The organism is Sanguibacter sp. TS_SC_8 (assembly GCF_055361235.1).
The window spans coordinates 2333360-2358188 of sequence record NZ_CM143955.1 but is presented as its reverse complement, the minus strand read 5'-3'; the positions used below and the strand labels follow the sequence as shown (position 1 = coordinate 2358188).

Sequence of the window (24829 nt, the reverse complement as noted above, 5' to 3'; positions counted from 1 at the left end):
GGGGATGAGCGCGGCAACCGTCTTCCACCTCGCCTGGCGGCACGCCGGCAAGGTCCCCGGACCGGTCCTGCGCGGACTCATCACCCTGGGAGCCGACGTCGCGTCGCTGACCGGTGCGGGCGGCGTCGGGCAGCTGCGTGCGAATCTGGCCCGGGTGCGCCCGGAGGCGACCGAGCGGGAGCTCCGGGCGCTGACCCGCGCGGGCATGCGGTCCTACATGCGCTACTACGGCGAGGCCTTCGTGCTGCGCCACGCGACGCCGGCGCAGATCCAGGCGCGGGTCCGGGTGGAGAACTTCTCCGAGTGCTCCCAGTTCACCGAGGCCGGCATCACCCCGATCCTCGCGCTGACCCACCAGGGCAACTGGGACCTCGCGGGCGTCTACGCGAACGTCCACATCGCCCCCGTCCTCACCGTCGCCGAGCGGCTCGAGCCGCCCGAGATCTACCAGGAGTTCCTGGCCTTCCGCCAAGCCCTGGGCATGGAGATCCTCACCGCGGGGGACCCCGGCGTCTTCCGCGAGCTCATGCGCGCGGCGCGGGGCGGGGAGGCTGCGCGGATCATCTGCCTGCTGGCCGACCGGGACCTCACCCGCAACGGGGTCGAGGTGGACTACCTCGGGCACCGGGCGCGGGTGGCCGCCGGTCCGGCGGCACTCGCGGTCTCCTGCGGAGCCCCGCTCCTCCCGACCGGGCTCTACTACGAGCGTCTCACCGGTGCCCGACGCCGCGCGGCCGGCACCCCGTGGGGGGTCGTCATCCGCTTCCACCCACCGGTCGCGGCCGCCGTCGAGGGCACCAAGAGCGAGCGGATCGCGGCCATGACCCAGGGCTGGGTCAGCGTGCTCAGCGAGGACATCCGCGAGTTCCCCCAGGACTGGCACATGCTCCAGAAGGTGTTCATCGCCGACCTCGACGCCGATCGCTACGCCCGCACGACCGAGGCTGCACCGACCGAGGCTGCACCGACCGAGGCTGCACCGACCGACCAAGCCCTGCCGCTGACGCAGGAGACGGAGTGACGATGGCATCGCGCAGTCTTCGGGTGGGCATCGTCTGCCCGTACTCCTTCGACGTGCCCGGAGGGGTCCAGTTCCACGTCCGCGACCTCGCCGAGGCGCTCATGGCCCAGGGACACTCGGTGTCCGTGCTGGCCCCCGCGGACGAGGACACCCCGATCCCGGACTACATCACGTCCGCGGGCAAGGCGATCCCGGTGAAGTACAACGGTGCGGTGGCCCGGATGACCTTCGGCCCGCGGACCGCCGCCCGGGTGCGCCGCTGGCTCAAGGAGGGGGAGTTCGACGTGCTGCACCTGCACGAGCCGGTCACCCCGAGCCTGGGCATGCTCGCGCTGTGGATCGCCCGTGGGCCGATCGTGGCCACCTTCCACACCGCGCTCATCCGCTCCCGGGCCCTGCAGGCCGCCTACCCGCTCGTGCGTCAGTCGCTCGAGAAGATCTCCGCGCGGATCGCCGTGTCCGAGGACGCCCGCCGCACGCTCGTCGAGCACATGGGCGGCGACGCGGTCGTCATCCCGAACGGCGTCTACGTCGACATCTTCGCCGCCGCCGTCGCCAACCCGGCGTGGGTGGGCACGCTCGAGGCGCCGACCGTCGCGTTCCTGGGGCGCCTGGACGAGTCCCGCAAGGGTCTGCCGGTGCTGACCGCCGCGATCCCGGAGATCCTGCGGCAGGTGCCCGGTGCTCGGTTCCTGGTGGCTGGGCGCGGCGACGAAGGACGCGACCAGGCCCTTGCGGAGCTGGGACCCGAGCTGGCCGCCTCGGTCGAGTTCCTCGGGTCGATCTCCGACGAGGAGAAGGCCCAGCTGCTGTCCTCGGTCGACCTGTACATCGCCCCCCAGACCGGGGGAGAGAGCTTCGGCATCGTGCTCGTGGAGGCGATGAGCGCCGGCGCGTGCGTCGTGGCGAGCGACCTCGGGGCCTTCCAGCGGGTGCTCGACGACGGTCGCGCCGGATACGTCTTCCAGGCGGGCGACCCGGTCGACCTGGCCCGGGTCGTCATCCAGGCCCTGGCCGACCCCGACGAACGCGCGCGGCTGTCCGCGCTGGCCTCCGTCGCGGTCCGGCAGTACGACTGGTCGACGGTGACCGCTCAGGTGCTCACCGTCTACGAGATGGTCCTGGAGGCCTCGCGGGCCCTGGGCGGCGTCGAGGAGGACCCCTCCTCGGCGCGGCGTCGCGGATGGACGGAGGTCACGCGATGACGTGGTCGGAGATCTTGGTCGTGGTCGGCTGCGTGCTCCTCGTGGCGGGCTGGCTCGTCTGGGTCTCGGCGACCCGCCTGGACCGGCTGCACCGCAAGGTCGTCGCGTCGCGGCTTGCCCTGGACGCCCAGCTCGTGCGCCGCTCTGCCGCCGCGGCCGAGCTCGCGACGTCGGGTCTGCTGGACCCGGTGAGCTCGGTCCTGCTCGTGGAGGCTGCCCGGGAGGCGTCCTCGGGCGCGGACTCGGGGGAGCGTGAGCTCGTCGTCGCGGTTCCCGACCTCGCCGACCTCATCCTCTCCACCCGGTTGGACACCCAGACCCGGCGGGCGCCGTCGCGCACCACGGTCTCCCATGCCCTGGACAGCGGGCTGGGCGACCAACGGGCCCAGGCCGAGAGCGTGCTCTCGGCGACCCTGCGCACCGTGCTCGACGAGGCGGCCGAGACGGAGGAGCTCTACGCCTCTCCCGACAGTGCGGCCCTCCTCGACGCGATCGCCGCGGCCTGGTACCGGGTCCAGCTGGCGCGCAGGTTCCACAACGAGGCCGTCGACCAGGCCCAGCGCATGCGCGCCAAGGTCCTCGTGCGCGCGGTGCGCATGGCCGGGCACGCGGCCATGCCGCAGACCGTCGAGCTCGACGACGGCTGGCCGGCCGGGCTGCGCCGTCCCGGAACGTCCCCTGGACAGTCCGGCGGCTCGTCCGCGTCCGCGGCGTAGGATCGTCCCCACTGTCGTGGCCAACGGGCCGCGGCGCTCCGACCTGACCGAATGAGGTTTGTTGTGGCAAGCGAGAACACATCATCTGAGGCCACCAGCAGCGCGAACGACGCCGTCGTCGGCAGCGCCCGGGTCAAGCGCGGCATGGCCGAGATGCTCAAGGGCGGCGTCATCATGGACGTCGTCAACGCCGAGCAGGCCAAGATCGCCGAGGACGCCGGAGCGGTCGCGGTCATGGCCCTCGAGCGGGTGCCCGCCGACATCCGCGCGCAGGGCGGGGTGTCGCGGATGAGCGACCCCGACATGATCGACGCGATCATCGCCACCGTGTCCATCCCGGTCATGGCGAAGGCGCGGATCGGGCACTTCGTCGAGGCGCAGGTGCTGCAGTCGCTGGGCGTGGACTACATCGACGAGTCCGAGGTCCTCACCCCGGCCGACTACGCCCACCACATCGACAAGTGGGCCTTCACCGCGCCCTTCGTCTGCGGGGCCACGAACCTCGGTGAGGCGCTGCGCCGGATCAACGAGGGCGCCGCGATGATCCGGTCCAAGGGCGAGGCCGGGACCGGCGACGTGTCCAACGCGACGACGCACATGCGCACCATCCGCGGGCAGATCCGCAACCTCACCTCGCTCCCCGAGGACGAGCTGTACGTCGCGGCCAAGGAGCTCCAGGCCCCGTACGAGCTGGTCAAGGAGGTCGCGCGGACCGGGAAGCTCCCCGTCGTGATGTTCACCGCGGGTGGCATCGCCACCCCCGCGGACGCCGCGATGATGATGCAGCTCGGCGCGGAAGGCGTGTTCGTCGGCTCAGGCATCTTCAAGTCCGGCAACCCCGCCCAGCGCGCTGCAGCGATCGTCAAGGCAACGACGTTCTTCGATGACCCGGGTGTCATCGCCGAGGTGTCCCGCGGCCTCGGTGAGGCAATGGTGGGCATCAATGTCGAGGAGATCCCCGAGCCGCACCGCCTCGCCGAGCGCGGCTGGTGACGGAGGCGCACGCAGACGGCAGCGACCAGGCCCAGCTCGACGCGGGCTGGGTCCTGGGGCCGGACGGCATGCGCACCCGGCACGCCGCCCGCGTGCTGCTCGTCGACGCCGACGGCCGTGCGCTGCTCGTGCGTGGGCACGACGCGGACAATCCCACCCGGAGCTGGTGGTTCACGGTCGGGGGAGGGATCGACGCAGGGGAGACCTCACGCGAGGCTGCGCTGCGCGAGGTCCGCGAGGAGACCGGCATCGAGCTCGCTGACGCGCAGCTCGAAGGACCGGTCCTCACGCGGTCGGCGATCTTCGACTTCGCTCGCGAGCACTGCCTGCAGCACGAGGAGTTCTTCCTGGCCCGGATCTCGGGGGAGGACCACACGCTGACGCGTGAGGGGTGGTCCGCGCTCGAGGTGAGCTTCATCGACGAGATGGAATGGATGAGCCCGGCGCAGCTGCGCGCCGCGTCCCAGGAGATCTTCCCCCGGTCGCTGCCCGACCTCTTGGAAGAGCTCGTCGATGGCTGGGACGGCGTCGTCCGCGTGATCGGTGTGGAGCACGACGACTGAGGCGCTTCGGGTGCTTCGGATTGGACACTTCGGATAGGACCTGGGGACCTGATACCGGGTGGTCGGGTGAGGCGGCGATCCCGGGCTGGCGGCGTGGGTCAGGCTGCGTGGTCGCCTGCTGGGTAGGTGCCGGGGACGTCGATGTGCCAGGTGCCGAAGGCGCGGGTCATGGCAATGTTCTCTCCGTCGACGCGGTGGTGGTGGTGTCGGCAGAGCAGGGCCCCGTTGGACGGGGTCGTCTGACCGTTGTCGGCCCAGTGGCGTAGGGCGTGGTGAATCTCGCAGATGCGCGGTGGCGCGTCGCAGCCTGGCCAGACGCAGGTGGTGTCGCGGGCGATGATGGCGCGGCGATGCTCTTTGGTGAAGGTGCGTTTGGTGCGGGAGATGTTGAGGATCTGGGAGTCGGGTCCGAAGATGATCCGGGTCATCTCCCCGTCGCACGCGATGCGTCTGAGGACCGCGTCGGGGATGGGGCCGGTGCCGTCCTCCCAGGTCGCGTACCCGGCCTTGAGGCGAGCCTCGAAGGTTCTCGGGGACCAGGACCGGGAACCGGTGCCGTCTGAGGCAGTGCTGCTCGCTCCGCCGACCAGTTCACCAGCCGCGCCGGTGCCATCTGACTCACCGTCGGTGCTGTCAGCGTCTGCGTCGTCATCTGCGTCGGTGTGGGTGGCTTCGAAGACCCGGGTGAACTCCTCCCAGGACACGTGCACCGACAGGTGCGGGCGCACGTTCGCGCCCTTGCCGGCGGTCCCGGCGTCCAGGAACGCCTGACACAGCTCGACCAGGGCGTCGACCTTGCGCAGGTCCGCCGGGACGAGCGTGTCGGTGGCGGAGGGGACCCCGGCCACCGCGCGCAGCGCCGCCCCGATGAGCTGGCCGTGCTCGGTGGTGACGAACCCGCTGATCTGCATCCCACCCAAGGTCGGAGACACCTGGAGGAACTCCCGCTCGGCGGCGTCCTGGAACGCCTTCTCCTGCGCGACCGGGTCGGCGGAGACCGTGAACCCTTTGACCAGCCGGTTGAACTCCGTCACCGACCACGCCGCGGTATGCACCAACAACGCTTCCTCACCGGTGCACACCGGGACCGCACCGGGCGCCGGGTCGGCCAACGACTGCCGCAATGTCGGGGTCTTGGCCGCGTGCACCATGATGCCCACGTGCTCCCCGGTGATCGACCCTGCCCGCGCCGCTGCCCCCGTGGCCGGCAGGTGCTCACTCACCGCCCGCGCCGACGCGACGGTGCGCTGGGCCAGTCCTTTCGAGAGGTTCTCCGCCTTCTCCAACCACGTCGTGAAGGAATGCATCGTCTCCTGGTGCCACGACCCCTCGGACTCGGTGCGGGCGATGCACCCGAGCCGCTGAGCCTCAAGGCGCCCCACCGCGACGTGGATCCGCTGGGAGACCTCCGCCGCCACCGCACCCGGCAACGACGCGGGGTCGACCGACGTGATCACCTCGACCAACGACTCCACCTGGTCCAGCAGGGCCAACACATTCACCGGGGTGTCCGCTGGGACGTCTGCCGGGACGTCCGCCGGTCCCATGAGCAGACCGTCATCGGCGGAGACTGCCTGTCCGCAGACCTCCCCGCGCAACACCCGCCCGCGAGACACCCTCCCGCTTGGCGAACGCTCCTCCGAGTCCGACCCAGGCTCCGCCGAGTTCGCCTCGTGAGCCGCGGCGGGCCAGTTCGCGCGGATCAGGTCCTCGAACGCATCCTCGACCATCGTGCTCACCGGCCAGGACGCCACATCACCCCACACGCAGGGAGCGAACTCGACACGTTCCGGCGACGGGCAATCGGAGGCGGGGCCGCGGGAGAACGGTGCCCTCGATCCCATGTCACCCCTCCGCCGACGCTCGAACTGTCCGGTTAACTGACGATAAGTCTATCGAACAGACGTCCATCCAGCAAGGTCTACGAGGGATTTCGTGAGTGCTCGCTGGGCAGCCGACACGCAACCGTTGGCCGGCTCAGCGAGGGGCAGGCAGGCTCGGCAAGAGGGGCCGGTGAGCTACTGCGACATCTGCCCGTAGGCCGGCGGCGCGCCAGGTCCCGAGGGCCCCTGGGTCGTCGATCCAGGCCCCACCGACCCAGGTCCCCCCGGCCACGGCCCCGTACCGACCCGTGCGCGGTTGTTGCGGCGCACGTTCCACCAGACCGCCCCGCCGATGGCCAGCCCCAGGCCGAGCACCCCGCACATGACCGCCGCGACGATGAGGAAGACCCCGAGGGCCGTCTTGCCGAAGATCGTGGCGAGCTCGGAAGCGTTGATGGCCGCGATGCTGCCGGGCACGTCCGCGGAGGCCCCTGTCACGGTCACGGTGTAGATGCCGTCCGAGGGGGCGGTGAACGTCACGGCACGGGACGACGACCGGGACCCGTTGGTGTCCTCGTCGAAGGAGAAGCCGCTCAAGGAGAGGTCGACCTGGTCGCCGTCCGGGTCGGTGACCTCGATGTCGTCGGTGTCGATCTCCTCGCCGGACGTGCTGTTGGTGAGGATGGCGTAGTCCTCCCCGGAGCTCCCGCGGAACTCCAGCTCGCCGGGGAGCGTCGTGTAGGCGATCGCGTAGGGCGAGGCGGTGGGGTCCCCGGTCACCCGCGAGACTGCGTTCGTGACGTTGGCGATCCCGACGATGATCGCGATGATCGACACCACCATGAGGCCGATCCCGATGTAGGTCATGATCTTGGGCCCGGTCGTGGAGGTGGCGACCGGAGGTGACGGGAAGCCGGGTCGCGCGTACTGGCCCGGACCGCCATAGCCCGGACCGCCATAGCCCGGACCGCCATAGCCCGGACCGAACTGGCCAGGACCGGGATACTGCCCGCCGGGGTACTGACCTTGCGCGGGGTACTGACCTGCCCCGGGGTACTGACCTGCCCCCGGGTACTGACCCGACCCGGGGAACTGGCCACCAGGATGCTGGCCCGGCACCGGTGTCCCCGCAGGCCACGGCGCCCCGGACGGCCCGGGGACCCCGGACTGCCCGGGGGTGCCCGAGGGCTCGGGCTGGTCGGGGCTCTTCGGTGCTGGGAATTCTTGGCTCATCTGCCCAATTCTCCCACCCTGGGATGATCGCGGCAACGCCGCCCGACGGTGGGGCGGTCCGCGCGTACAGTTGCTCCCCGTGAAGCCACAGATCGGGGTCCTTGCCCTGCAAGGTGATGTCCGCGAGCACGTCGTCGCCCTCGAGGCAGCGGGCGCGAGCGCCGTGACGGTGCGTCGGGTCAGCGAGCTCGCCCAGGTCGACGGGCTGGTGCTGCCTGGCGGGGAGTCCACGACGATCGACAAGTTGCTCCGCATCTTCGACCTCTTCGACCCGCTGCGCGCGGCGATCGCGGGCGGGCTGCCCGTCTACGGGTCCTGTGCCGGGATGATCCTGCTCGCGGACCGGGTGCTGGACGGCGCGGCCGGCCAGCAGACTCTCGGTGGGATGGACCTCACCGTGCGTCGCAACGCCTTCGGGCGGCAGGTGGACTCCTTCGAGACCGACGTCGTCGTGGAGGGGGTCCCCGGCCCGCCCGTGCACGCGGCCTTCATCCGCGCACCGTGGGTCGAGTCCGTGGGCCCCGCGGCTCACGTGATCGCGACGATCTCTTCCGGTCCCGCCGCCGGTAGGATTGTCGGAGTCCGACAAGATGCATTGTTGGCGACGTCGTTCCATCCGGAGATCTCGGGGGACGGCCGCATCCATGAACTGTTCGTATCGATCGTCCGTAGGGAGTTCTAAGCGATGTCAGGTCACTCCAAATGGGCCACCACGAAGCACAAGAAGGCTGTAGTCGACGCCCGGCGTGGAAAGCTCTTTGCCAAGCTCGTCAAGAACATCGAGGTCGCGGCGCGTACCGGCGGCGGCGACGTCATCGGTAACCCGACGCTCTTCGACGCCATCCAGAAGGCCAAGAAGACCTCGGTCCCCAACGACAACATCGACCGCGCGGTCAAGCGCGGGTCCGGCCAGGAGGCCGGCGGCGCCGACTACCAGACCATCTTGTACGAGGGCTATGCCCCCGGCGGTGTGGCGATGCTCGTGGAGTGTCTGACCGACAACCGCAACCGTGCGGCGGCCGAGGTGCGCATCGCCTTCAGCCGCAACGGCGGCCAGATGGCTGACCCCGGATCCGTCGCGTACCTGTTCTCCCGCAAGGGCGTCGTCCTCGTCCCCAAGGAGGGGACCGATGAGGACTCCGTCCTGGAGGCCGTGCTCGACGCGGGCGGCGAAGAGGTCAGCGACGTCGGTGAGGTCTTCGAGGTGCTCTGCGAGGCCACCGACCTCGTCGCGGTCCGCACCTCGCTCCAGGAGGCCGGCATCGAGTACGACTCGGCCGACGTCGTCTTCCACCCGGCCATGCAGGTCGAGGTGGACGCCGACGGCGCGCGCAAGATCCTCCGCCTCATCGACGCGCTCGAGGACTCCGACGACGTGCAGAACATCTTCACGAACTTCGACGCCTCCGACGAGGTCATGGCCGAGCTCGAGAACGACGAATAGCGCTCGGTGCGAGTTCTTGGCGTTGACCCCGGGCTGACCCGCTGCGGCATCGGCGTCGTCGACTCCCTGCCGGGTCGGCGCGCCGAGCTCGTCGCGGTCGGGGTGGCCATGTCACCCCCGGCGCTCTCCGTGGACCAGCGGCTGCTGCAGATCGCCGTGGAGCTCGACACGTGGATGGACGCGCACGTCCCCGACGTCGTCGCGGTCGAGCGGGTCTTCGCCCAGCACAACGTCTCCACGGTGATGGGCACCGCGCAGGTGGCCGGGCTGGCGATGCTCGCCGCCGCCCGGCGCGGGGTGCCCGTCGCGATGCACACCCCGAGCGAGGTCAAGGCCGCGGTGACCGGGAGCGGGCGGGCACCGAAGGAGCAGGTGCAGCGCATGGTCGCGAGCATCCTCGGCCTGGCCGAGGTGCCCCGCCCGGCCGACGCCGCGGACGCGCTCGCCATCGCGATCTGCCACCTGTGGCGCCCCTCGGCGATCATGGACAAGGCCGAGCGCTTCGCCCAGACCCCGGCGCAGCGTGCGTGGGCGGCCGCGGAGCAGGCGGCGCGTCGCGCCAAGGGCGTGCGCTGAACCCTTGCTACGGTAGAACTCGTACAGGTGTTCGCAAGAGTTGGTCCGAGCACGTCACAGAGAGTGAGTTGTCAGTGATCGCGTCCCTCAGCGGAACCGTGCAGGCCCTGCGGCTGGACAACGCCGTGCTCGAGGTCGCCGGGATCGGCTACCTCGTGCATGCCACCCCGGCCACCCTGGCCGCCCTGCGCGTGGGGTCCCCGGCGACGCTCGCAACCTCGCTCGTGGTCCGCGAGGACTCCCTGACTCTCTACGGCTTCACCGACGACGACGAGCGGCTGATCTTCGAGGGTGTGCAGTCCGTGAGCGGCGTCGGCCCGCGGATGGCCTTGGCCATCCTCGCCGTGCACACGCCCGACGGCGTGCGCCGCGCCCTCGTCGGCGGCGACGTCAAGGCACTGACCAGGGTGCCCGGCATCGGGCTCAAGGGTGCCCAGCGGATGATCCTCGAGCTGGGGGACAAGCTCGGCAAGCCGAGCGTGCAGGTCGTGGCGGGTGGAACCCCCGCCCAGGTGGTGGCCGAGACGGACCTCAGCTGGCAGGTGGTCGAGGCCCTCGTCGGGCTCGGCTGGTCGGCCAAGGTGGCCGAGGATGCCGTCGCGACCGTCGTCGCCGACTCCGGCCTCGACGTCGTCGAGGTGGCCCAGGTGCCGGTCGTCCTGCGCGCGACGTTGAGGTCGCTCGGCGGCCCTCGTGGCTGACGAGCTCGGCGTCGACAGGCTCGACGACCCGGACGAGCTGGACGCCTTCGGCATCGAGCTCACCCCGGCGCGCTCGACCGGAGCCGACGAGCTCGAACGCGCGGCCGAGGCCGCGCTGCGCCCGCGCCGCCTCGACGAGTTCGTCGGGCAGCGGGTGGTCCGCGACCAGCTCTCCCTCGTGCTCGACGCCGCGCTGGGGCGCGGTGCCCCGCCCGACCACGTGCTGCTCTCCGGCCCGCCGGGTCTGGGCAAGACCACCCTGGCGATGATCATCGCGGCCGAGCTCGGTGCCTCGCTGCGGGTCACCTCCGGGCCGGCGATCCAGCACGCCGGGGACCTGGCAGCCGTGCTGTCGTCCCTGGAGGAGGGTGAGGTCCTCTTCATCGACGAGATCCACCGCCTGGCCCGCCCGGCCGAGGAGCTGCTCTACGTCGCCATGGAGGATTTCCGCGTCGACGTGATCGTGGGCAAGGGAGCCGGGGCGAGCGCGATCCCGCTGAGCCTGCCGCGGTTCACCGTCGTGGGTGCCACCACCCGTGCCGGGTTGCTGCCCGCGCCGCTGCGCGACCGCTTCGGCTTCACCGGGCACCTCGACTTCTATTCCCCGGCAGAGCTCGAACGGGTGCTCACCCGCTCGGCCGGGCTGCTCGGGGCAGAGCTGGCCGCCGACGCCGCGAGCGAGATCGCCTCGCGGTCACGGGGGACGCCGCGCATCGCGAACCGTCTCCTGCGCCGGGTGCGCGACTGGGCCCAGGTCCGCGGCGACGGCCGGCTCGATCTGCGCGCGGCCCGTGCCGCGCTGCTCGTCTACGAGGTCGACGACCTCGGTCTGGACCGGTTGGACCGCGCCGTCCTCACGGCGCTCTGCGTCCGCTTCGCCGGCGGTCCGGTCGGACTGACGACCCTCGCGGTAACCGTGGGGGAGGAACCGGAGACCGTCGAGACCGTCGCCGAGCCCTACCTCGTCCGTGAGGGCCTCGTGGGCCGGACCCCGCGCGGGCGGGTGGCCACCCCGGCCGCGTGGCGCCACCTGGGACTCACCCCGCCCGCCGACGCCGCGACGCTCTTCTCCTGATCGCTCGGGCACGAATCCTGGGTCTGAGACGTTAGTTACTTAGGCGCAAGTGCGCCTAGACTCCGGTAGTTCCCTATGCAGAACAGGAGACGTGATTCCACGTCATGGATATTGTCATCATCGTTGTGCTGGCAGCCGGCGCGATGTACCTCATGTCGCGCAGCTCGCGGAAGAAGCAGAAGGAGGCCATGTCCTTCCGGGACAACCTCCAGATCGGCCAAGAGGTCATGACCGGTTCTGGCTACTTCGGCACGGTCGTCGCGGTTGACGACGACGCCATCACGCTCGAGTCCACCCCGGGGAACACCTCCCGGTGGCTGCGGGCAGCGATCGCGAAGATCGTCGAGGCACCTGTCACGGACGACTCCGGCGACGCCGAATCTGACGCCGAGGGCGTCATGACCAGCTCGACCGCAGCTGCCGCGCAGATCGACGCGGAGAACAAGCGGGCCTTCAACATCCCGGACGACATCTCGGGGCTGATCGACAAGCCGAACCTCGAGAAGCCCAAGCCAGACGACTCCCAGAAGTAGGTTCCCTGGCGTCACGGCCCCCTGTTCCGGCGGGTCACAGTCCCGCACCCGGGTCGCGAGAGCGACCTGGGCGCGCGCACGAGAAGAGACACTCTGTTGGCTACCACCAACCGCAAGAAGTCGCGATCGACCCGGTCGCTCATCGGCCTCGGGCTCATCATCGTCGCCATCTTCGGATCCATCTTCGCCGGGACGCAGCTGTCCGACGCCGAGTGGACTCCCAAGCTCGCGCTCGACCTCGAGGGTGGCACGCAGATCATCCTGCGGCCGGTCACCTCGACGAACGAGGAAGTGACCTCCGAGGCCATCGACCAGGCGATCGCGATCATCCGGCAACGAGTCGACTCTTCCGGCGTCGCCGAGGCGGAGATCACGAGCCAGGGCGGGACGAACATCGTCGTGGCCCTGCCGGGCACCCCGAGCCAGGCGACCCTGGACCTCGTGCGCGAGTCCGCCCAGATGCAGTTCCGACCGGTGCTCTTCTTCGGGTCCGGAACGGGCACCGACGCGATCACCGGGACCGAGCCGTCGACCGTCGGTCCGCTCGCTGAACCCACGATCGAGCCGACCGACCCCGCGGCCGTGCCGCCGGAGGCGACGAACCCGTCGGACTTCGCCCAGGTCACCCCCGAGCTGCAGGCCGAGTTCGCCGCGCTCAACTGCCTGGACCCCGCCAACCTCACCGGCGGCGGCACGAAGGACTCCTCGACGCCGATCGTGGCCTGCGCCGACGACGGTTCGATGAAGTACATCCTCGGCCCGATGGAGATCCCCGGCTCCGACATCGACAGCGCGAGCTCCGGCCTGCAGGTCAACTCCCAGGGCGTGCAGCTCAACACCTGGGCTGTGAGCATCAAGTTCACCGGCGCAGGCACCGACAAGTTCGCCGCGACGACCGCTCGGTTGTCCAAGCTGCCCACCTACGAGATGTGGATGGCCACCGAGCCTCCCACGCAGGCCCCCGGCATGTTTGCGATGGTGCTCGACAACCTCGTGATCTCCGCCCCCGGTGTCGACGAGGTCATCGCCGACGGGCGGGCCGAGATCACCGGGAACTTCACCCGTGAGAGCGCCACGAGCCTGGCCAACCAGCTGAACTTCGGTGCCCTGCCGCTGACCTTCGAGGTGCAGAGCGAGTCGCAGATCTCCGCCACCCTGGGCAGCGAGCAGCTCCAGAAGGGGTTGCTGGCCGGACTCATCGGCATGCTCCTCGTGGTCCTGTACTCCCTCATCCAGTACCGCGCCCTCGGCCTGGTCACGGTGGCCTCGCTGCTCATCGCCGGCCTCATCGCCTACGGCGTCATCACCCTGCTGTCCTGGACACAGGGATACCGGCTCTCGCTGCCGGGTGTCACCGGCCTGATCGTCGCGATCGGCATCACCGCGGACTCGTTCATCGTGTACTTCGAGCGCATCCGGGACGAGCTGCGCGACGGCAGGTCCCTCACCTCGGCCGTGGACACCGGCTGGGACCGCGCCCGGCGCACCATCCTGGCCTCGGACGCCGTGAACCTCCTCGCCGCCGCGGTGCTCTACTTCCTCGCCGTCGGCGGGGTGCGCGGCTTCGCCTTCACCCTCGGTCTCACCACGATCATCGACGTCATCGTCGTGTTCTTCTTCACCCACCCGCTCATGAAGCTCCTCGCCAGGACGAAGTTCTTCGGCGACGGACACCCGGCCTCGGGTCTCGACCCGCACCGCCTGGGTGCCACGAGCGTGCGCTACGGCGGACGCGGACGCGTGGTCCGTGTCGACGCGGAGTCGAAGGCTCCCGCCGAGACACCCGCGGTGACCAAGCCGCGCAAGGGCGCCAAGGAGCTCGTCGGAGCGTCGACGACCGGCATGACCATCGCCGAACGACGCGCCGCACGTGCGCTGGCCGAGAAGGAGTCGCAGGCCGACGGCACCGACTCCGGGCTCGATACGGCCTCTGACGAGAACAAGGACGGAAAGCTCTGATGGCTGCCGGATTCGCCCAGTGGGGCAACGACCTGCACACAGGTCGTAAGTCGTACGACATCGTCGGCCAGCGACGGAAGTTCTACACCGTCTCGATCGTGCTCGCGGTGATCTTCCTGGTGATGCTGTTCAAGCCGGGCTTCAACCTCGGCATCGAGTTCCGCGGCGGCTCGGAGTTCACCGTCTCCGGCGTGACCACCCAGAGCCAGCAGCTGGCCGAGGAGGCCGTGGCCTCCGTCGCGCCCGAGGAGGTGCCCCGGGTCTCCACCGTGGGCAGCAACGCCGTCCGCATCCAGACCGCCGAGCTCACCACCGAGGAGGTCGCCGCCGTCCGCGGCGCCCTCATGGAGTCCTTCAGCGTCGGTGAGGACCAGGTCACGAGCTCCTTCGTGGGCCCGTCCTGGGGCAAGGACGTGTCGCAGAAGGCGATCACCGGGATCGTCGTCTTCCTCGTCCTCGTCGGCCTCGTCATGACCTTGTACTTCCGGGCCTGGCGGATGGCCGCCGCAGCGCTCATCGCGCTCTTCCACGACCTCATCATCACCGCCGGCGTCTACGCCCTGATCGGCTGGGAGGTCACCCCGGCGACGGTGATCGGCTTCCTGACGATCCTCGGATACTCCATCTACGACACCGTGGTGGTCTTCGACAAGGTCCGTGAGAACACCGACGGCGTGCTCGCCCAGACCCGGAGCACCTACGCCGAGCAGGCGAACCTCGCCGTCAACCAGACGCTCGTGCGCTCCATCAACACCTCGGTCGTGGCCCTGCTCCCGGTCGCCTCGATCCTCTTCATCGGAGCGTTCCTGCTCGGTGCGGGCACCCTGCGGGACATCGCCCTGGCGCTGTTCGTCGGGATGGCCGTGGGGACCTACTCCTCGATCTTCCTCGCCACGCCGGTCGAGGTCAGCCTGCGCTACCGCGAACCGGTGATCCAGGCGCACACCGCCAAGGTGCTCGCCGCGCGGGCCGCAGCGGTCTCGGGGGAGGGTGAGGGCACCGCACCGGTGACCTCGCTCGCCTTCACCGGTGCCCTGCAGCCCGGTGCGCACCAGGGGAACGCGGCCCAGCCGCGCAAGCGCAAGGGATCACGATGAGCGTCGCGTTCGGCCTGGCCCAGGAGCAGCTCTCAGAGCTGGGCATCGACCTGGCCTCGTTCATCCGGGACGTGCCGGACTACCCGAGCCCGGGCATCCTCTTCAAGGACATCACGGGCCTGCTCGTCGACCCGCTGGCCTTCGCCGCGGCGGTCGAGGCGCTCGTCGCCTTCGTGCCGACCGACGCGGACCTCATCTCCGGCATGGAGGCACGCGGCTTCATCGTCGGCGCCGCCCTCGCCTCCCGCCTCGGTAAGGGGTTCGTCCCCATCCGCAAGGCTGGCAAGCTCCCGCCGCCGACCCGCCGCCTGACGTACTCCCTGGAGTACGGCGAGGCGTGCGTCGAGATCCGCGAGGGCACGGTCGAGGCCGGCGCCCGGGTCATGCTCATCGACGACGTGCTCGCCACCGGCGGGACCGCTGCGGCGGGCGCCGAGCTGCTCGAGCAGCTCGGCGCCGACGTCGTCGGGCTCGGGTTCGTGCTCGAGCTCGAGGGGCTGGGTGGGCGCGAACGCCTGTCCGGCCGCACGGTGTCCACCGTGCTCGCGACGGCGTCGTAGAATCGCTTCGTCGGAGCAGAGCGCTCCCGAGGTGAGGAGGCGCGCATGAGTGACGACACCCGGACGTCGGCGGCGTCGACATCGGCGTCGTCGAGCGAGACCACCTCCACCGCGGCGCCGGACACCCAGGCGGCCGACGACGCGCAGACGGCCGGCCCGCCCACCCCGCCGCTGGGCATCAGCTCGGCGAGCCGGGTCCGGTCGCGGCTGGTCCGGTTCGGCTCCCGGCACGCGGTCGGCACGCCCGCCCTCGAGCCGCTGCTGCGCGCGGTGCGGTCCAACCACCCCAAGGCCGACGTCGCGATCATCGAGCGCGCGTACGTGACGGCCGAGAAGGCGCACCGCGGGCAGATGCGCAAGAGCGGCGACCCGTACATCACCCACCCCGTCGCCGTCGCGACGATCCTGGCCGAGCTGGGCATGACCCCCCAGACCCTGGCCGCGGCGCTGCTGCACGACACGGTCGAGGACACCGACTACTCCCTCTCCCAGCTGCGCACCGAGTACGGCGACGAGATCGCCATGCTCGTCGACGGCGTCACCAAGCTCGACAAGGTGACCTACGGCGACGCGGCCCAGGCCGAGACGGTGCGCAAGATGGTCGTGGCCATGGCCCGCGACATCCGGGTGCTGGTCATCAAGCTGGCCGACCGCCTGCACAACGCCCGGACCTGGAAGTTCGTGCCGTCGAGCTCGGCCCAGCGCAAGGCCCGCGAGACCCTGGAGATCTACGCCCCGCTGGCCCACCGGCTCGGGATGAACACGATCAAGTGGGAGCTGGAGGACCTGTCCTTCCAAGCGCTCTACCCCAAGGTCTACGACGAGATCGTGCACCTGGTCTCCGAGCGCGCGCCGGCCCGCGAGGAGTACCTCGCCCTCGTCCGCGAGCAGGTCTCGGCGGACCTGCGCACGGCGAAGATCAAGGCGACCGTGACCGGGCGGCCCAAGCACTACTACTCGATCTACCAGAAGATGATCGTCCGCGGCCACGACTTCGCCGACATCTACGACCTGGTCGGCACCCGTGTCCTCGTCGACTCGGTGCGGGACTGCTACGCGGCGCTCGGCGCCCTGCACGCGCGATGGAACCCGGTCCCGGGCCGGTTCAAGGACTACATCGCGATGCCGAAGTTCAACATGTACCAGTCGCTGCACACGACGGTGATCGGCCCCGGCGGCAAGCCCGTGGAGATCCAGATCCGCACCCACGAGATGCACCGCCGGGCCGAGTACGGCGTCGCGGCGCACTGGAAGTACAAGGAGGTGGACAAGAAGCCCGGTGAGGAGGGCGGCTCCGACATGCAGTGGCTGCGCCAGCTCGTGGACTGGCAGCGCGAGACGGCCGACCCCTCGGAGTTCCTCGACTCCCTGCGCTTCGAGATCAGCGGCGCCGAGGTGTACGTGTTCACCCCCAAGGGCGACGTCGTGGCGCTGCCGGCGGGATCCACCCCGGTCGACTTCGCCTACACGGTGCACACCGAGGTGGGGCACCGGACCATGGGCGCCCGGGTCAACGGGCGCCTGGTGCCCCTGGACTCCGCCCTCGAGAACGGTGACGTCGTCGACGTCCTCACCTCGAAGTCGGAGACCGCCGGGCCCAGCCGGGACTGGCTCAACTTCGTCAAGAGCCCCCGGGCCAAGAACAAGATCCGGCAGTGGTTCTCCAAGGAACGTCGCGAAGAGGCGATCGAGCAGGGCAAGGACGCGATCGCGAAGGCGATGCGCAAGCAGAACCTGCCGATCCAGCGGATCTTGTCCCACGAGTCGATGGTCACCACCGCGCACGAGATGCGCTTCCCCGACGTGTCGGCGCTGTACGCCGCGATCGGGGAGGGGCAGGTCTCCGCAGCCAACGTCATCCACCGCCTCGTGCAGTCGATGGGCGGGGAGGAGGGCAACGCCGAGGACCTCGCCGAGTCGGCGCGCCCCGGGCACGCCGCGCGCAGGCCGCGCACGGGGGACCCGGGCGTCGTGGTCAAGGGTGTGTCCGACATCTGGGTCAAGCTGGCCAAGTGCTGCACGCCGGTCCCCGGCGACCAGATCGTCGGGTTCATCACCCGTGGCCAGGGTGTGAGCGTGCACCGCTCGGACTGCGCCAACTTCGAGGCGCTGCGGTCCCAGCCCGAGCGCATCGTCGAGGTCGAGTGGACGGTCGGCGGCAACGCCCTGTTCCTCGTGCAGATCCAGGTGGAGGCGCTCGACCGGTCACGGCTGCTCTCGGACGTCACACGGGTGCTCTCCGACCACCACGTGAACATCCTCTCGGCGACCGTGTCGACCTCGACCGACCGGGTGGCGCTGTCCCGGTTCGTCTTCGAGATGGCCGAGCCGGGTCACCTGGCCACCGTGCTCTCCGCGGTGCGCAAGATCGAGGGTGTCTTCGACGTCTACCGGATCACCGGCTCGAAGGTGGACGCCAAGGCCTGACCGGCGGCTGTGCCGGCGGCCCGGCGCGCGGCCAGCAGCCGGGTCCGAGCCGTCTCGGCGCCGCGCCAGCTCGCGACGAGGTCGAGCCGGTGCAGGGCCTCGTCGACGTCCAGGCCCGCGCCCACGAGCTGGGCCAGGACGGTGGCTGCCTGTTCCGGGCCGGACCACGTCGCCACGTCCATGGCGGTGCGGACCAGGGTGGTGACCGGGATCGTGCCCGGGTGCGCGCCGTCCCCGGTGACCGGCTGGGCCGGGAAGTGGTCGGTCTCCCAGGCCCGGACCGCGGCCTGGCAGATCTCCAGCCGGCGCCCGTCCCGCGGGCGGTAGCCGCCGGGGGAGTAGAGCACGCACACCCGCCGGGGCGGACCATGGCCGGTGTGCACCCAGGCGGCGCTCGTGCGGCCCACGATCACCCCGCTCGGCACCTCCGCCGCGATCGACCAGGCGCGCAGCCGGGCGGTGACCGGGGTACCGGGCAGGACCGCGAATCCCGGCCTGACCTCGACGATGTCACCGTCGCGCAGCAGCGCCGCCCACGTCGTGGTCGAGGCGGGCAGGGTCTGCGGGGTGAAGGGCGCCCGCACGGTCGGCGGCAGGGCGAGCAGCTCGCAGAGGGTGGGTCGGACAGCGTGGTGGGTAGCGGGACGGAGAGCGGGTCCGGGGGCCATGGCTCCACCGTGCCCGCTCCCGGGCTGGCTGGCTAGGGGCGCGGGAGACCTGTGGACGGGCAACGACCGGACGGGCAACGACCGGACGGGCAACGACCGGACGGCGACACGAAAGGGCGGGTGCCCGTCCGCAGACGTGCACCCGCCCTTCACCAGGTATCAGCCGCGCGACTCCTCGGCAGCCTTGACGACCTGCTCGAGCCAGGCGCGACGGGCAGCGAGGTCGGCTTCGATGTCCTTGATCTTGCGCTTGTTGCCCGCAGCCTCAGCCTTGGCGAGGTCGGCCTCGAGGCCGGTGATCGTCGCCTCGAGCTGGCCGAGCATGCCTTCTGCGCGGGCGCGGGTCTCGGGGTTGGTCCGGGTCCACTTGGCCTGCTCGGAGTCGCGGACGGCGGTCTCCACCGCCCGCATGCGGGCCTCCATGCGCTGGACGTCGGCGCGCGGCACCTTGCCGGCGGACTCCCAGCGGTCCTGCAGGTTGCGCAGGGTCACCTTGGCCTGGGCGAGGTCGGTGACCGGCAGGAGCGCCTCGGCCTCGGCGAGGATGGCCTCCTTGACGACGAGGTTGTCGGCGTACTCCGCGTCGGTCTCGGCGTTGGCGGCGTCACGGGCGGCGAAGAACGCGTCCTGGGCGCCGCGGAAGCGGGCCCACAGCGCGTCGTCGTCCTTGCGGTTGGCGCGGCCGGCGCCCTTCCACTGGGTCATGAGGTCGCGGTAGACGCCCGCGGTGGCTCCCCACTCGGTGCTCGAGGAGAGGCGCTCGGCCTCGGCCACGAGAGCGGCCTTGGTGGCCTTGGCGCCGGTGTTCTGCTTCTCGAGCTCGGCGAAGAAGTGACGTCGTTCCCGGTCGAAGGTGGTGCGGGCGTGGCTGAACCGCTTCCACAGCGCCTCTTCGCTCGGTCGGTCCAGGCGCGGGCCGGAACGCTGGGCTTCCTTCCACGCGTCCAGCAGGATGCGCAGCTCTTCCCCGGCCGGCTTCCACTGGATCTTCGCCGGGTCCGTCTCGGCCAGCTTCTCGGCGGCCTCCACGATCGCGGTGCGGGCGGCCAGGGCGATCTCCTTGGCAGCGGCGCGCTCGGCCTCGAGCTCGGCGCGGCGACCCGCGGCGATGGCCCGCAGCGCCTCGACCCGGGCCCGCAGGCCGTCCAGATCGCCCACGGCTGCCGGCTCGGCGACCTCGTCGGTGAGCTTGGCCAGGGTCGCGTCGATCTCCTTGGCGGTCAGCTCGGCGGTACCCAGGCGCGCCTCGAAGAGGGCGACCTTGGACTGCAGGTCGAGGAAGCGGCGGACGTAGAGGCTGATCGCCTCGGTGGGCGTGACACCGGGGAACTGGCCCACGGTGCGCTCACCGGCGGCCTCGGTGACGTACACCGTGCCGTCCTCGTCGACCCGACCGAAGGCCAGCGCGGCCTGGGTCTGGACGTTCTCGTCGGGGATCACGGCGACGGCGGGCTCGTCCGCGGCAGGCGTGGCCTGCTTGGGCGCGGGGCGCGGCGTCGGGCGCGGGGTGGGTCGCGGCGTCGGGCGGGGGGCCGGAGCGGCGGGCTCCTCGGCGGCCGGTGCCGCGGCAGGCGCCTCGGCGGCGGGTGCGGCGTCGGGCGCCGGGACCGGCGCGTCGGGCTGCGTCGAGGCGGGAGCCGCCTCGTGAGCGTCCGCTGCCACGACAGCGTCCTGTGCTGCGTCGGTAGCGTGGTCGGTGCTCTCGCTCACTCGGGCTCAACTCCTTGGATGATGACGATGCCGGCGCCGGGGCGCGATCAGGTCGTCAGCGACTGCTTGGGGATACCCAAGCCGGTGATCTGCGGCTCGCGGGTGACGCAGGCGCGAACGGCCCTGCATCGAACGAACTCCACCACAGTCTAGGGAAGTCTTGGCCCGCCCGCTGACGTGTCCGCCCGGCGCGGCGCCCCGAGATCGGGGAGGAGGCAACAGGACCCCGTCGGATCTGGGAGAATCTGTGACCATGGCCCGACCCACACCACTCTCAGGTTTCCCCGAATGGCTCCCCGCTGACCGCATGGTGGAGACGTTCATCCTCGACTCCGTGCGCCGCACCTTCGAGCTCCACGGCTTCACCGGCATCGAGACGCGCGCCGTCGAGCCGCTCGACCAGCTGCTGCGCAAGGGGGAGACCTCCAAGGAGGTCTACGTCCTGCGCCGGCTGCAGGCGGAAGAGGAGGCGAACGTCTCCGCCGCGGACAAGCAGGGCCTGGGGCTGCACTTCGACCTCACCGTGCCGTTCGCCCGGTACGTGCTCGAGAACGCCGGGCACCTCGCCTTCCCGTTCAAGCGGTACCAGATCCAGAAGGTCTGGCGCGGGGAACGCCCCCAGGACGGGCGGTTCCGGGAGTTCACGCAGGCCGACATCGACGTCGTCGGCGCCGGTGAGCTGCCCTACCACTTCGAGGTCGAGGTGCCCCTCGTCATGGCCGCGGCCCTCGCCGAGCTGCAGGCGATCGGCGTGCCCCCGGTGCGGATCCTCGTGAACAACCGCAAGGTCGCCGAGGGCTTCTACCGCGGGCTGGGTCTGGACGCCGTCGACGACGTGCTGCGGATCATCGACAAGCTCGACAAGATCGGGCCCGCCAAGGTCGCCGCCGCGCTCGTCGCCGAGGTCGGTGCCACTCCCGCCCAGGCCGACGCCTGCCTCGAGCTGGCCGCCGTCTCGGGGTCGGACACGTCCGTCATCGACCGGGTGCGGGTCCTGGCCACCGCCGCGGGGATCACCTCCGAGCTGCTCGAGGAGGGCCTGGCCGAGCTCGGCGCCCTCATCGAGGCCGCCGCCGTCCGCGCCCCCGGCGTGGTCCACGCCGACCTCAAGATCGCCCGCGGCCTCGACTACTACACCGGCTCGGTCTACGAGACGGTGCTCGTGGGCCACGAGGAGCTCGGCTCCATCTGCTCCGGCGGGCGCTACGACACCCTCGCCTCCGACGGCGCGAACACCTACCCCGGCGTCGGGCTGTCCATCGGCATCTCCCGCCTCGTCTCGCGACTGCTCGGCGCGGGCCTGGTCATCGCGAGCCGGTCGGTGCCCAGCGCCGTCGTCGTCGCGGTCACCTCCGAGGAGACCCGTCCCGCCTCCGACGCCGTCGCGACCGCGCTGCGCGCGCGCGGCATCCCGGTCGAGGTCGCCCCGTCCGCGGCGAAGTTCGGCAAGCAGATCAAGTACGCCGACAAGCGCGGCGTGCCCTTCGTCTGGTTCCCCGCCGGGATCGGGGCCGACGGCGCTCCGGTCGCCCACCAGATCAAGGACATCCGCACCGGCGCCCAGGCCGAGGCCGACCCGGCAGCCTGGGAACCGCCCGCGGCCGACTGGTGGCCGAGCATTGCGCCGGCGCAACAGCCGACCGACTAGACTCGACCCTTGCTCGACCGCTCGCCCCACCGGGTGGGCGGGGACCACACACCTCACGTCTGAAGGGCTTCTTCGTGCTACGCACTCACACTGCCGGATCGCTGCGGGCCGAGCACATCGGCCAGACCGTCACCCTCTCCGGGTGGGTCGACCGTCGTCGTGATCACGGAGGTGTGGCCTTCATCGACCTGCGTGACGCGAGCGGCATCGCCCAGGTCGTCATCCGCGACGAGGCCGTCGCGCACCCGCTGCGCAGCGAGTTCGTGCTGCAGGTGACCGGCACCGTGTCCCAGCGCCCGGACGGCAACGCGAACGCGAACCTCGCGACCGGGCAGATCGAGGTCGTGGCGACCGACGTCGTCGTGCTCAACGAGTCCGCGCCGCTGCCCTTCCAGGTCTCCACGGCCCTGGACGGCACCGAGACGATCGGTGAGGAGGCGCGCCTCAAGCACCGCTACCTCGACCTGCGTCGCCCCGCCCCCGCGCGCGCGCTGCGCCTGCGCGCCAAGGCCAACGCCGCCGCGCGCGCCGTGCTGGACGCCCAGGACTTCGTCGAGATCGAGACGCCGACCCTGACCCGGTCCACCCCCGAGGGTGCCCGCGACTTCCTCGTCCCCGCGCGCCTGGCGCCGGGCTCCTGGTACGCGCTGCCGCAGTCCCCGCAGCTGTTCAAGCAGCTGCTCATGGTGGCCGGCATGGAGCGCTACTACCAGATCGCCCGTTGCTACCGCGACGAGGACTTCCGCGCGGACCGCCAGCCGGAGTTCACCCAGCTCGACGTCGAGATGAGCTTCGTCGAGCAGGACGACGTCATCGACCTCGGCGAGCAGGTCCTCGTGGCGCTGTGGGACCTCATCGGGTACCAGATCCCGACGCCGATCCCGCGGATCACCTTCAAGGACGCGATGCGGCGCTACGGCTCCGACAAGCCGGACCTGCGCTTCGACCTCGAGCTCGTGGAGCTCACCGAGTACTTCGCGACCACCCCGTTCCGGGTGTTCCAGGCGCCGTACGTCGGCGCCGTCGTCATGCCGGGCGGGGCGGCCACGCCGCGGCGCGGCTTCGACGCCTGGCAGGAGTGGGCCAAGCAGCGCGGGGCCAAGGGCCTGGCGTACGTGACCTTCACCGAGACCGGCGAGCTCGCCGGCCCGGTCGCCAAGAACCTGTCCGACGCCGAGCGCGAGGGCCTGGCCGCTGCCACCGGCGCCAAGCCCGGCGACGCCGTGTTCTTCGCGGCCGGCTCCGCCACCGCCTCCCGGGCGCTGCTCGGCGCCGCGCGCCTGGAGATCGGCAAGAAGGCCGGCCTCATCAACTCCGACGAGTGGTCCTTCGTGTGGGTCGTCGACGCGCCGCTGTTCAAGCCCACCGGCGAGGACGACGACGTCGCGGTCGGTGAGGGCGCCTGGACCGCGGTGCACCACGCCTTCACCTCGCCCACCCCCGAGTGGATCGACACCTTCGAGTCCGACCCGGGCGAGGCCCTCGCCTACGCCTACGACATCGTCTGCAACGGCAACGAGATCGGGGGTGGCTCGATCCGTATCCACCGCCGCGACGTGCAGGAACGCGTCTTCGCGATGATGGGGATCGGGGAGGAGGAAGCCCAGGAGAAGTTCGGCTTCCTGCTCGACGCCTTCGCCTTCGGCGCCCCGCCGCACGGCGGGATCGCCTTCGGCTGGGACCGCATCCTCGCCCTGCTCACCGGGTCCGACTCGATCCGCGACGTCATCGCGTTCCCGAAGTCCGGTGGCGGGTTCGACCCGCTCACGCAGGCGCCCGCGCCGATCACCGCCCAGCAGCGCAAGGAGGCCGGCGTCGACGCCAAGGCCAAGGTCGCCGCTGACGCGACGGCCGCCAGCGGGGTGAGCGCCGCGCCGGTGGGCTGAGCGCGGGTGACTGCCGCGCCGTGACCGGTCGGCTGTGACCGCATGACCTGAGGTGCCCCGAGCCCTCCCCGAGCAGACGCTCGGGGAGGGCTCGTCCGTCGTGCACGCCCGCGTCCCACCCGCTCCGCCGACCTCGTCCCGCCCGCGCGGCGTCCGCGCCGGGGCTCCGCCCGCTCCGCCGACCTCGTGAACCGCTCGCCGAACTCGTGAGCCAGGGCAATCTGTCCTCCGCCGTGGCCCGTGGCTCACGAGTTCGGCGGCTGGTTCACGAGGTCGCGGGGGCTATGGCGGGCGAGCTCGCGACGGCAGGTGAGCTCGCTGGCTGGCGGCGGGGGCTTACCAGCGCCTTGGTGGGGTGGCGCTGCCGTCGAAGGCTCCGTGGCGCGGGGCTTCGGGGGAGTCGGGCAGCGGGTCGAAGATGAGCGGGTCCGGGCGGGCCCGGTAGACGGACCGCCACCAGCGCAGGCCCAGCACGACCGCCAGCACCGTGACCAGGAGCAGCAGGAAGCCGAACGGGGCGAAGGACCGGTCACCGAGACCCTGGGCCATCGACGCGTTGCGCGCGCGGATGACCAGGAACCACCCGGACGCCAGCGGCAGCGTCGCCGCGACGGTCACGGCAGCGGCAGTGCGGACCCGGGTCCGGTGTGCGGTGACGGCGGCCGCGTGCGCCAGTCCCCGTACGCTCCGGTCGCCGCGGATGCGGACGACGAGGGACGCCCGCTCGCGCCGGTCGCGGTCGAGGTGGGACCAGTCGTCCCAGGTGGTGGCTGGTGGGGCAGACGGCGGGTCTGGCAGCTGCTTGGCCGGCTGGGTGAATGGCTGTGGGAATGGCTGGCCGGACAGGGGGACGGGCGAGGTCGCCGAGGGGACGGGCGCGGGCGTGGGTGCGGGCGCCGGGAGGGGAGGGCGGAAGCGGTCCAGGCGTGCGTCGTCGGGCAGGGAGCCGGGCGCGGAGGGGTCAGGCGCGGTGGCCGGCGGGCGCATCGGG

At 71.2% G+C, this 24829-nt stretch carries 22 protein-coding genes; 17 read left to right on the top strand and 5 right to left on the bottom strand.

Annotated features, from left to right (window positions below):
* Nucleotides 1–4 precede the first annotated feature (4 nt).
* From ACWA15_RS10715 to ACWA15_RS10695, 5 genes are read left to right on the top strand one after another with little or no spacing between them, the layout of a single operon-like run.
* On the top strand, nt 5–1021 hold the full coding sequence (locus ACWA15_RS10715; protein WP_464055141.1) for a phosphatidylinositol mannoside acyltransferase: 1017 nt from the start codon (nt 5–7) through the stop codon (nt 1019–1021).
* Nucleotides 1022–1023: 2 nt separating this feature from the next.
* Nucleotides 1024–2226 (top strand): glycosyltransferase family 4 protein, encoded by a 1203-nt coding sequence (locus ACWA15_RS10710; protein ID WP_464055140.1) that lies wholly within the window; start codon nt 1024–1026, stop codon nt 2224–2226.
* Nucleotides 2223–2942, top strand: coding sequence for a hypothetical protein (locus ACWA15_RS10705; RefSeq protein ID WP_464055139.1), 720 nt, complete (start codon nt 2223–2225; stop codon nt 2940–2942). Before ACWA15_RS10710 ends, ACWA15_RS10705 begins: the two co-directional genes overlap by 4 nt.
* A 51-nt stretch (nt 2943–2993) precedes the next feature.
* Nucleotides 2994–3935, top strand: a complete 942-nt coding sequence (gene pdxS / locus ACWA15_RS10700; protein WP_464055138.1) for a pyridoxal 5'-phosphate synthase lyase subunit PdxS — start codon at nt 2994–2996, stop codon at nt 3933–3935.
* The gene (locus ACWA15_RS10695; protein ID WP_464055137.1) at nt 3932–4498 is read left to right on the top strand and encodes an NUDIX hydrolase; all 567 of its coding nucleotides are present in this window, start codon (nt 3932–3934) and stop codon (nt 4496–4498) included. The genes pdxS and ACWA15_RS10695 overlap by 4 nt, the downstream gene beginning before the upstream one ends.
* Nucleotides 4499–4596: 98 nt before the next feature.
* Here ACWA15_RS10695 and ACWA15_RS10690 read toward each other — a convergent pair whose 3' ends face one another.
* Together ACWA15_RS10690 and ACWA15_RS10685 are read right to left on the bottom strand one after the other, a co-directional pair.
* Entirely contained in the window at nt 4597–6045 is a 1449-nt protein-coding gene (locus ACWA15_RS10690) for an HNH endonuclease signature motif containing protein (protein WP_464055135.1), read from the bottom strand.
* Between the two features lie 471 nt (nt 6046–6516).
* Complete coding sequence (locus tag ACWA15_RS10685) at nt 6517–7554, bottom strand: hypothetical protein (RefSeq protein ID WP_464055134.1); 1038 nt, start codon at nt 7552–7554, stop codon at nt 6517–6519.
* Nucleotides 7555–7633: 79 nt separating this feature from the next.
* On the opposite strand from ACWA15_RS10685, the gene pdxT reads away from it, so the two are divergent.
* From pdxT to ACWA15_RS10635, 10 genes are all read left to right on the top strand, one after another.
* Nucleotides 7634–8236: a pyridoxal 5'-phosphate synthase glutaminase subunit PdxT gene (gene pdxT, locus ACWA15_RS10680; protein WP_464055132.1), complete on the top strand. Its 603-nt coding sequence runs from the start codon at nt 7634–7636 to the stop codon at nt 8234–8236.
* A 3-nt stretch (nt 8237–8239) separates the two neighbouring features.
* Nucleotides 8240–8998, top strand: a complete 759-nt coding sequence (locus ACWA15_RS10675) for a YebC/PmpR family DNA-binding transcriptional regulator (RefSeq protein ID WP_464055131.1) — start codon at nt 8240–8242, stop codon at nt 8996–8998.
* A 6-nt stretch (nt 8999–9004) separates the two neighbouring features.
* Complete coding sequence (gene ruvC, locus ACWA15_RS10670; RefSeq protein WP_464055130.1) at nt 9005–9574, top strand: crossover junction endodeoxyribonuclease RuvC; 570 nt, start codon at nt 9005–9007, stop codon at nt 9572–9574.
* 74 nt (nt 9575–9648) lie between these two features.
* Nucleotides 9649–10275 (top strand): Holliday junction branch migration protein RuvA, encoded by a 627-nt coding sequence (gene ruvA / locus ACWA15_RS10665; protein ID WP_464055128.1) that lies wholly within the window; start codon nt 9649–9651, stop codon nt 10273–10275.
* 37 nt (nt 10276–10312) lie between these two features.
* On the top strand, nt 10313–11350 hold the full coding sequence (ruvB, locus tag ACWA15_RS10660) for a Holliday junction branch migration DNA helicase RuvB (RefSeq protein ID WP_464059485.1): 1038 nt from the start codon (nt 10313–10315) through the stop codon (nt 11348–11350).
* Between the two features lie 104 nt (nt 11351–11454).
* Nucleotides 11455–11883: a preprotein translocase subunit YajC gene (yajC, locus tag ACWA15_RS10655; protein ID WP_464055127.1), complete on the top strand. Its 429-nt coding sequence runs from the start codon at nt 11455–11457 to the stop codon at nt 11881–11883.
* Between the two features lie 96 nt (nt 11884–11979).
* On the top strand, nt 11980–13842 hold the full coding sequence (gene secD / locus ACWA15_RS10650; protein ID WP_464055126.1) for a protein translocase subunit SecD: 1863 nt from the start codon (nt 11980–11982) through the stop codon (nt 13840–13842).
* A complete protein-coding gene (secF, locus tag ACWA15_RS10645) occupies nt 13842–14939 on the top strand; it encodes a protein translocase subunit SecF (RefSeq protein ID WP_464055124.1) in 1098 nt (365 codons plus the stop codon). The genes secD and secF overlap by 1 nt, the downstream gene beginning before the upstream one ends.
* Nucleotides 14936–15499: an adenine phosphoribosyltransferase gene (locus ACWA15_RS10640; protein WP_464055123.1), complete on the top strand. Its 564-nt coding sequence runs from the start codon at nt 14936–14938 to the stop codon at nt 15497–15499. Before secF ends, ACWA15_RS10640 begins: the two co-directional genes overlap by 4 nt.
* A gap of 45 nt (nt 15500–15544) precedes the next feature.
* Entirely contained in the window at nt 15545–17926 is a 2382-nt protein-coding gene (locus ACWA15_RS10635) for a RelA/SpoT family protein (protein WP_464055121.1), read from the top strand.
* On the opposite strand, the gene ACWA15_RS10630 is transcribed toward ACWA15_RS10635, so the two are convergent.
* Together ACWA15_RS10630 and ACWA15_RS10625 are read right to left on the bottom strand one after the other, a co-directional pair.
* On the bottom strand, nt 17887–18594 hold the full coding sequence (locus tag ACWA15_RS10630; protein ID WP_464055120.1) for a hypothetical protein: 708 nt from the start codon (nt 18592–18594) through the stop codon (nt 17887–17889). The two genes, ACWA15_RS10635 and ACWA15_RS10630, sit on opposite strands and share 40 nt — an antisense overlap.
* A 159-nt stretch (nt 18595–18753) precedes the next feature.
* The gene (locus ACWA15_RS10625; RefSeq protein WP_464055119.1) at nt 18754–20304 is read right to left on the bottom strand and encodes a DUF349 domain-containing protein; all 1551 of its coding nucleotides are present in this window, start codon (nt 20302–20304) and stop codon (nt 18754–18756) included.
* Nucleotides 20305–20557: 253 nt separating this feature from the next.
* Here ACWA15_RS10625 and hisS point away from each other — a divergent pair, with 253 nt between their 5' ends.
* Nucleotides 20558–21952: a histidine--tRNA ligase gene (hisS, locus tag ACWA15_RS10620; RefSeq protein WP_464055118.1), complete on the top strand. Its 1395-nt coding sequence runs from the start codon at nt 20558–20560 to the stop codon at nt 21950–21952.
* A 74-nt stretch (nt 21953–22026) separates the two neighbouring features.
* Nucleotides 22027–23838 carry an aspartate--tRNA ligase gene (aspS, locus tag ACWA15_RS10615; RefSeq protein ID WP_464055116.1) on the top strand — a complete coding sequence of 604 codons (1812 nt, stop codon included), beginning with the start codon at nt 22027–22029 and terminating at the stop codon, nt 23836–23838.
* 336 nt (nt 23839–24174) lie between these two features.
* Here the strand turns inward: aspS and ACWA15_RS10610 are convergent, their stop codons facing one another.
* The gene (locus ACWA15_RS10610; RefSeq protein ID WP_464055115.1) at nt 24175–24825 is read right to left on the bottom strand and encodes a hypothetical protein; all 651 of its coding nucleotides are present in this window, start codon (nt 24823–24825) and stop codon (nt 24175–24177) included.
* Between the last annotated feature and the right edge of the window lie 4 nt (nt 24826–24829).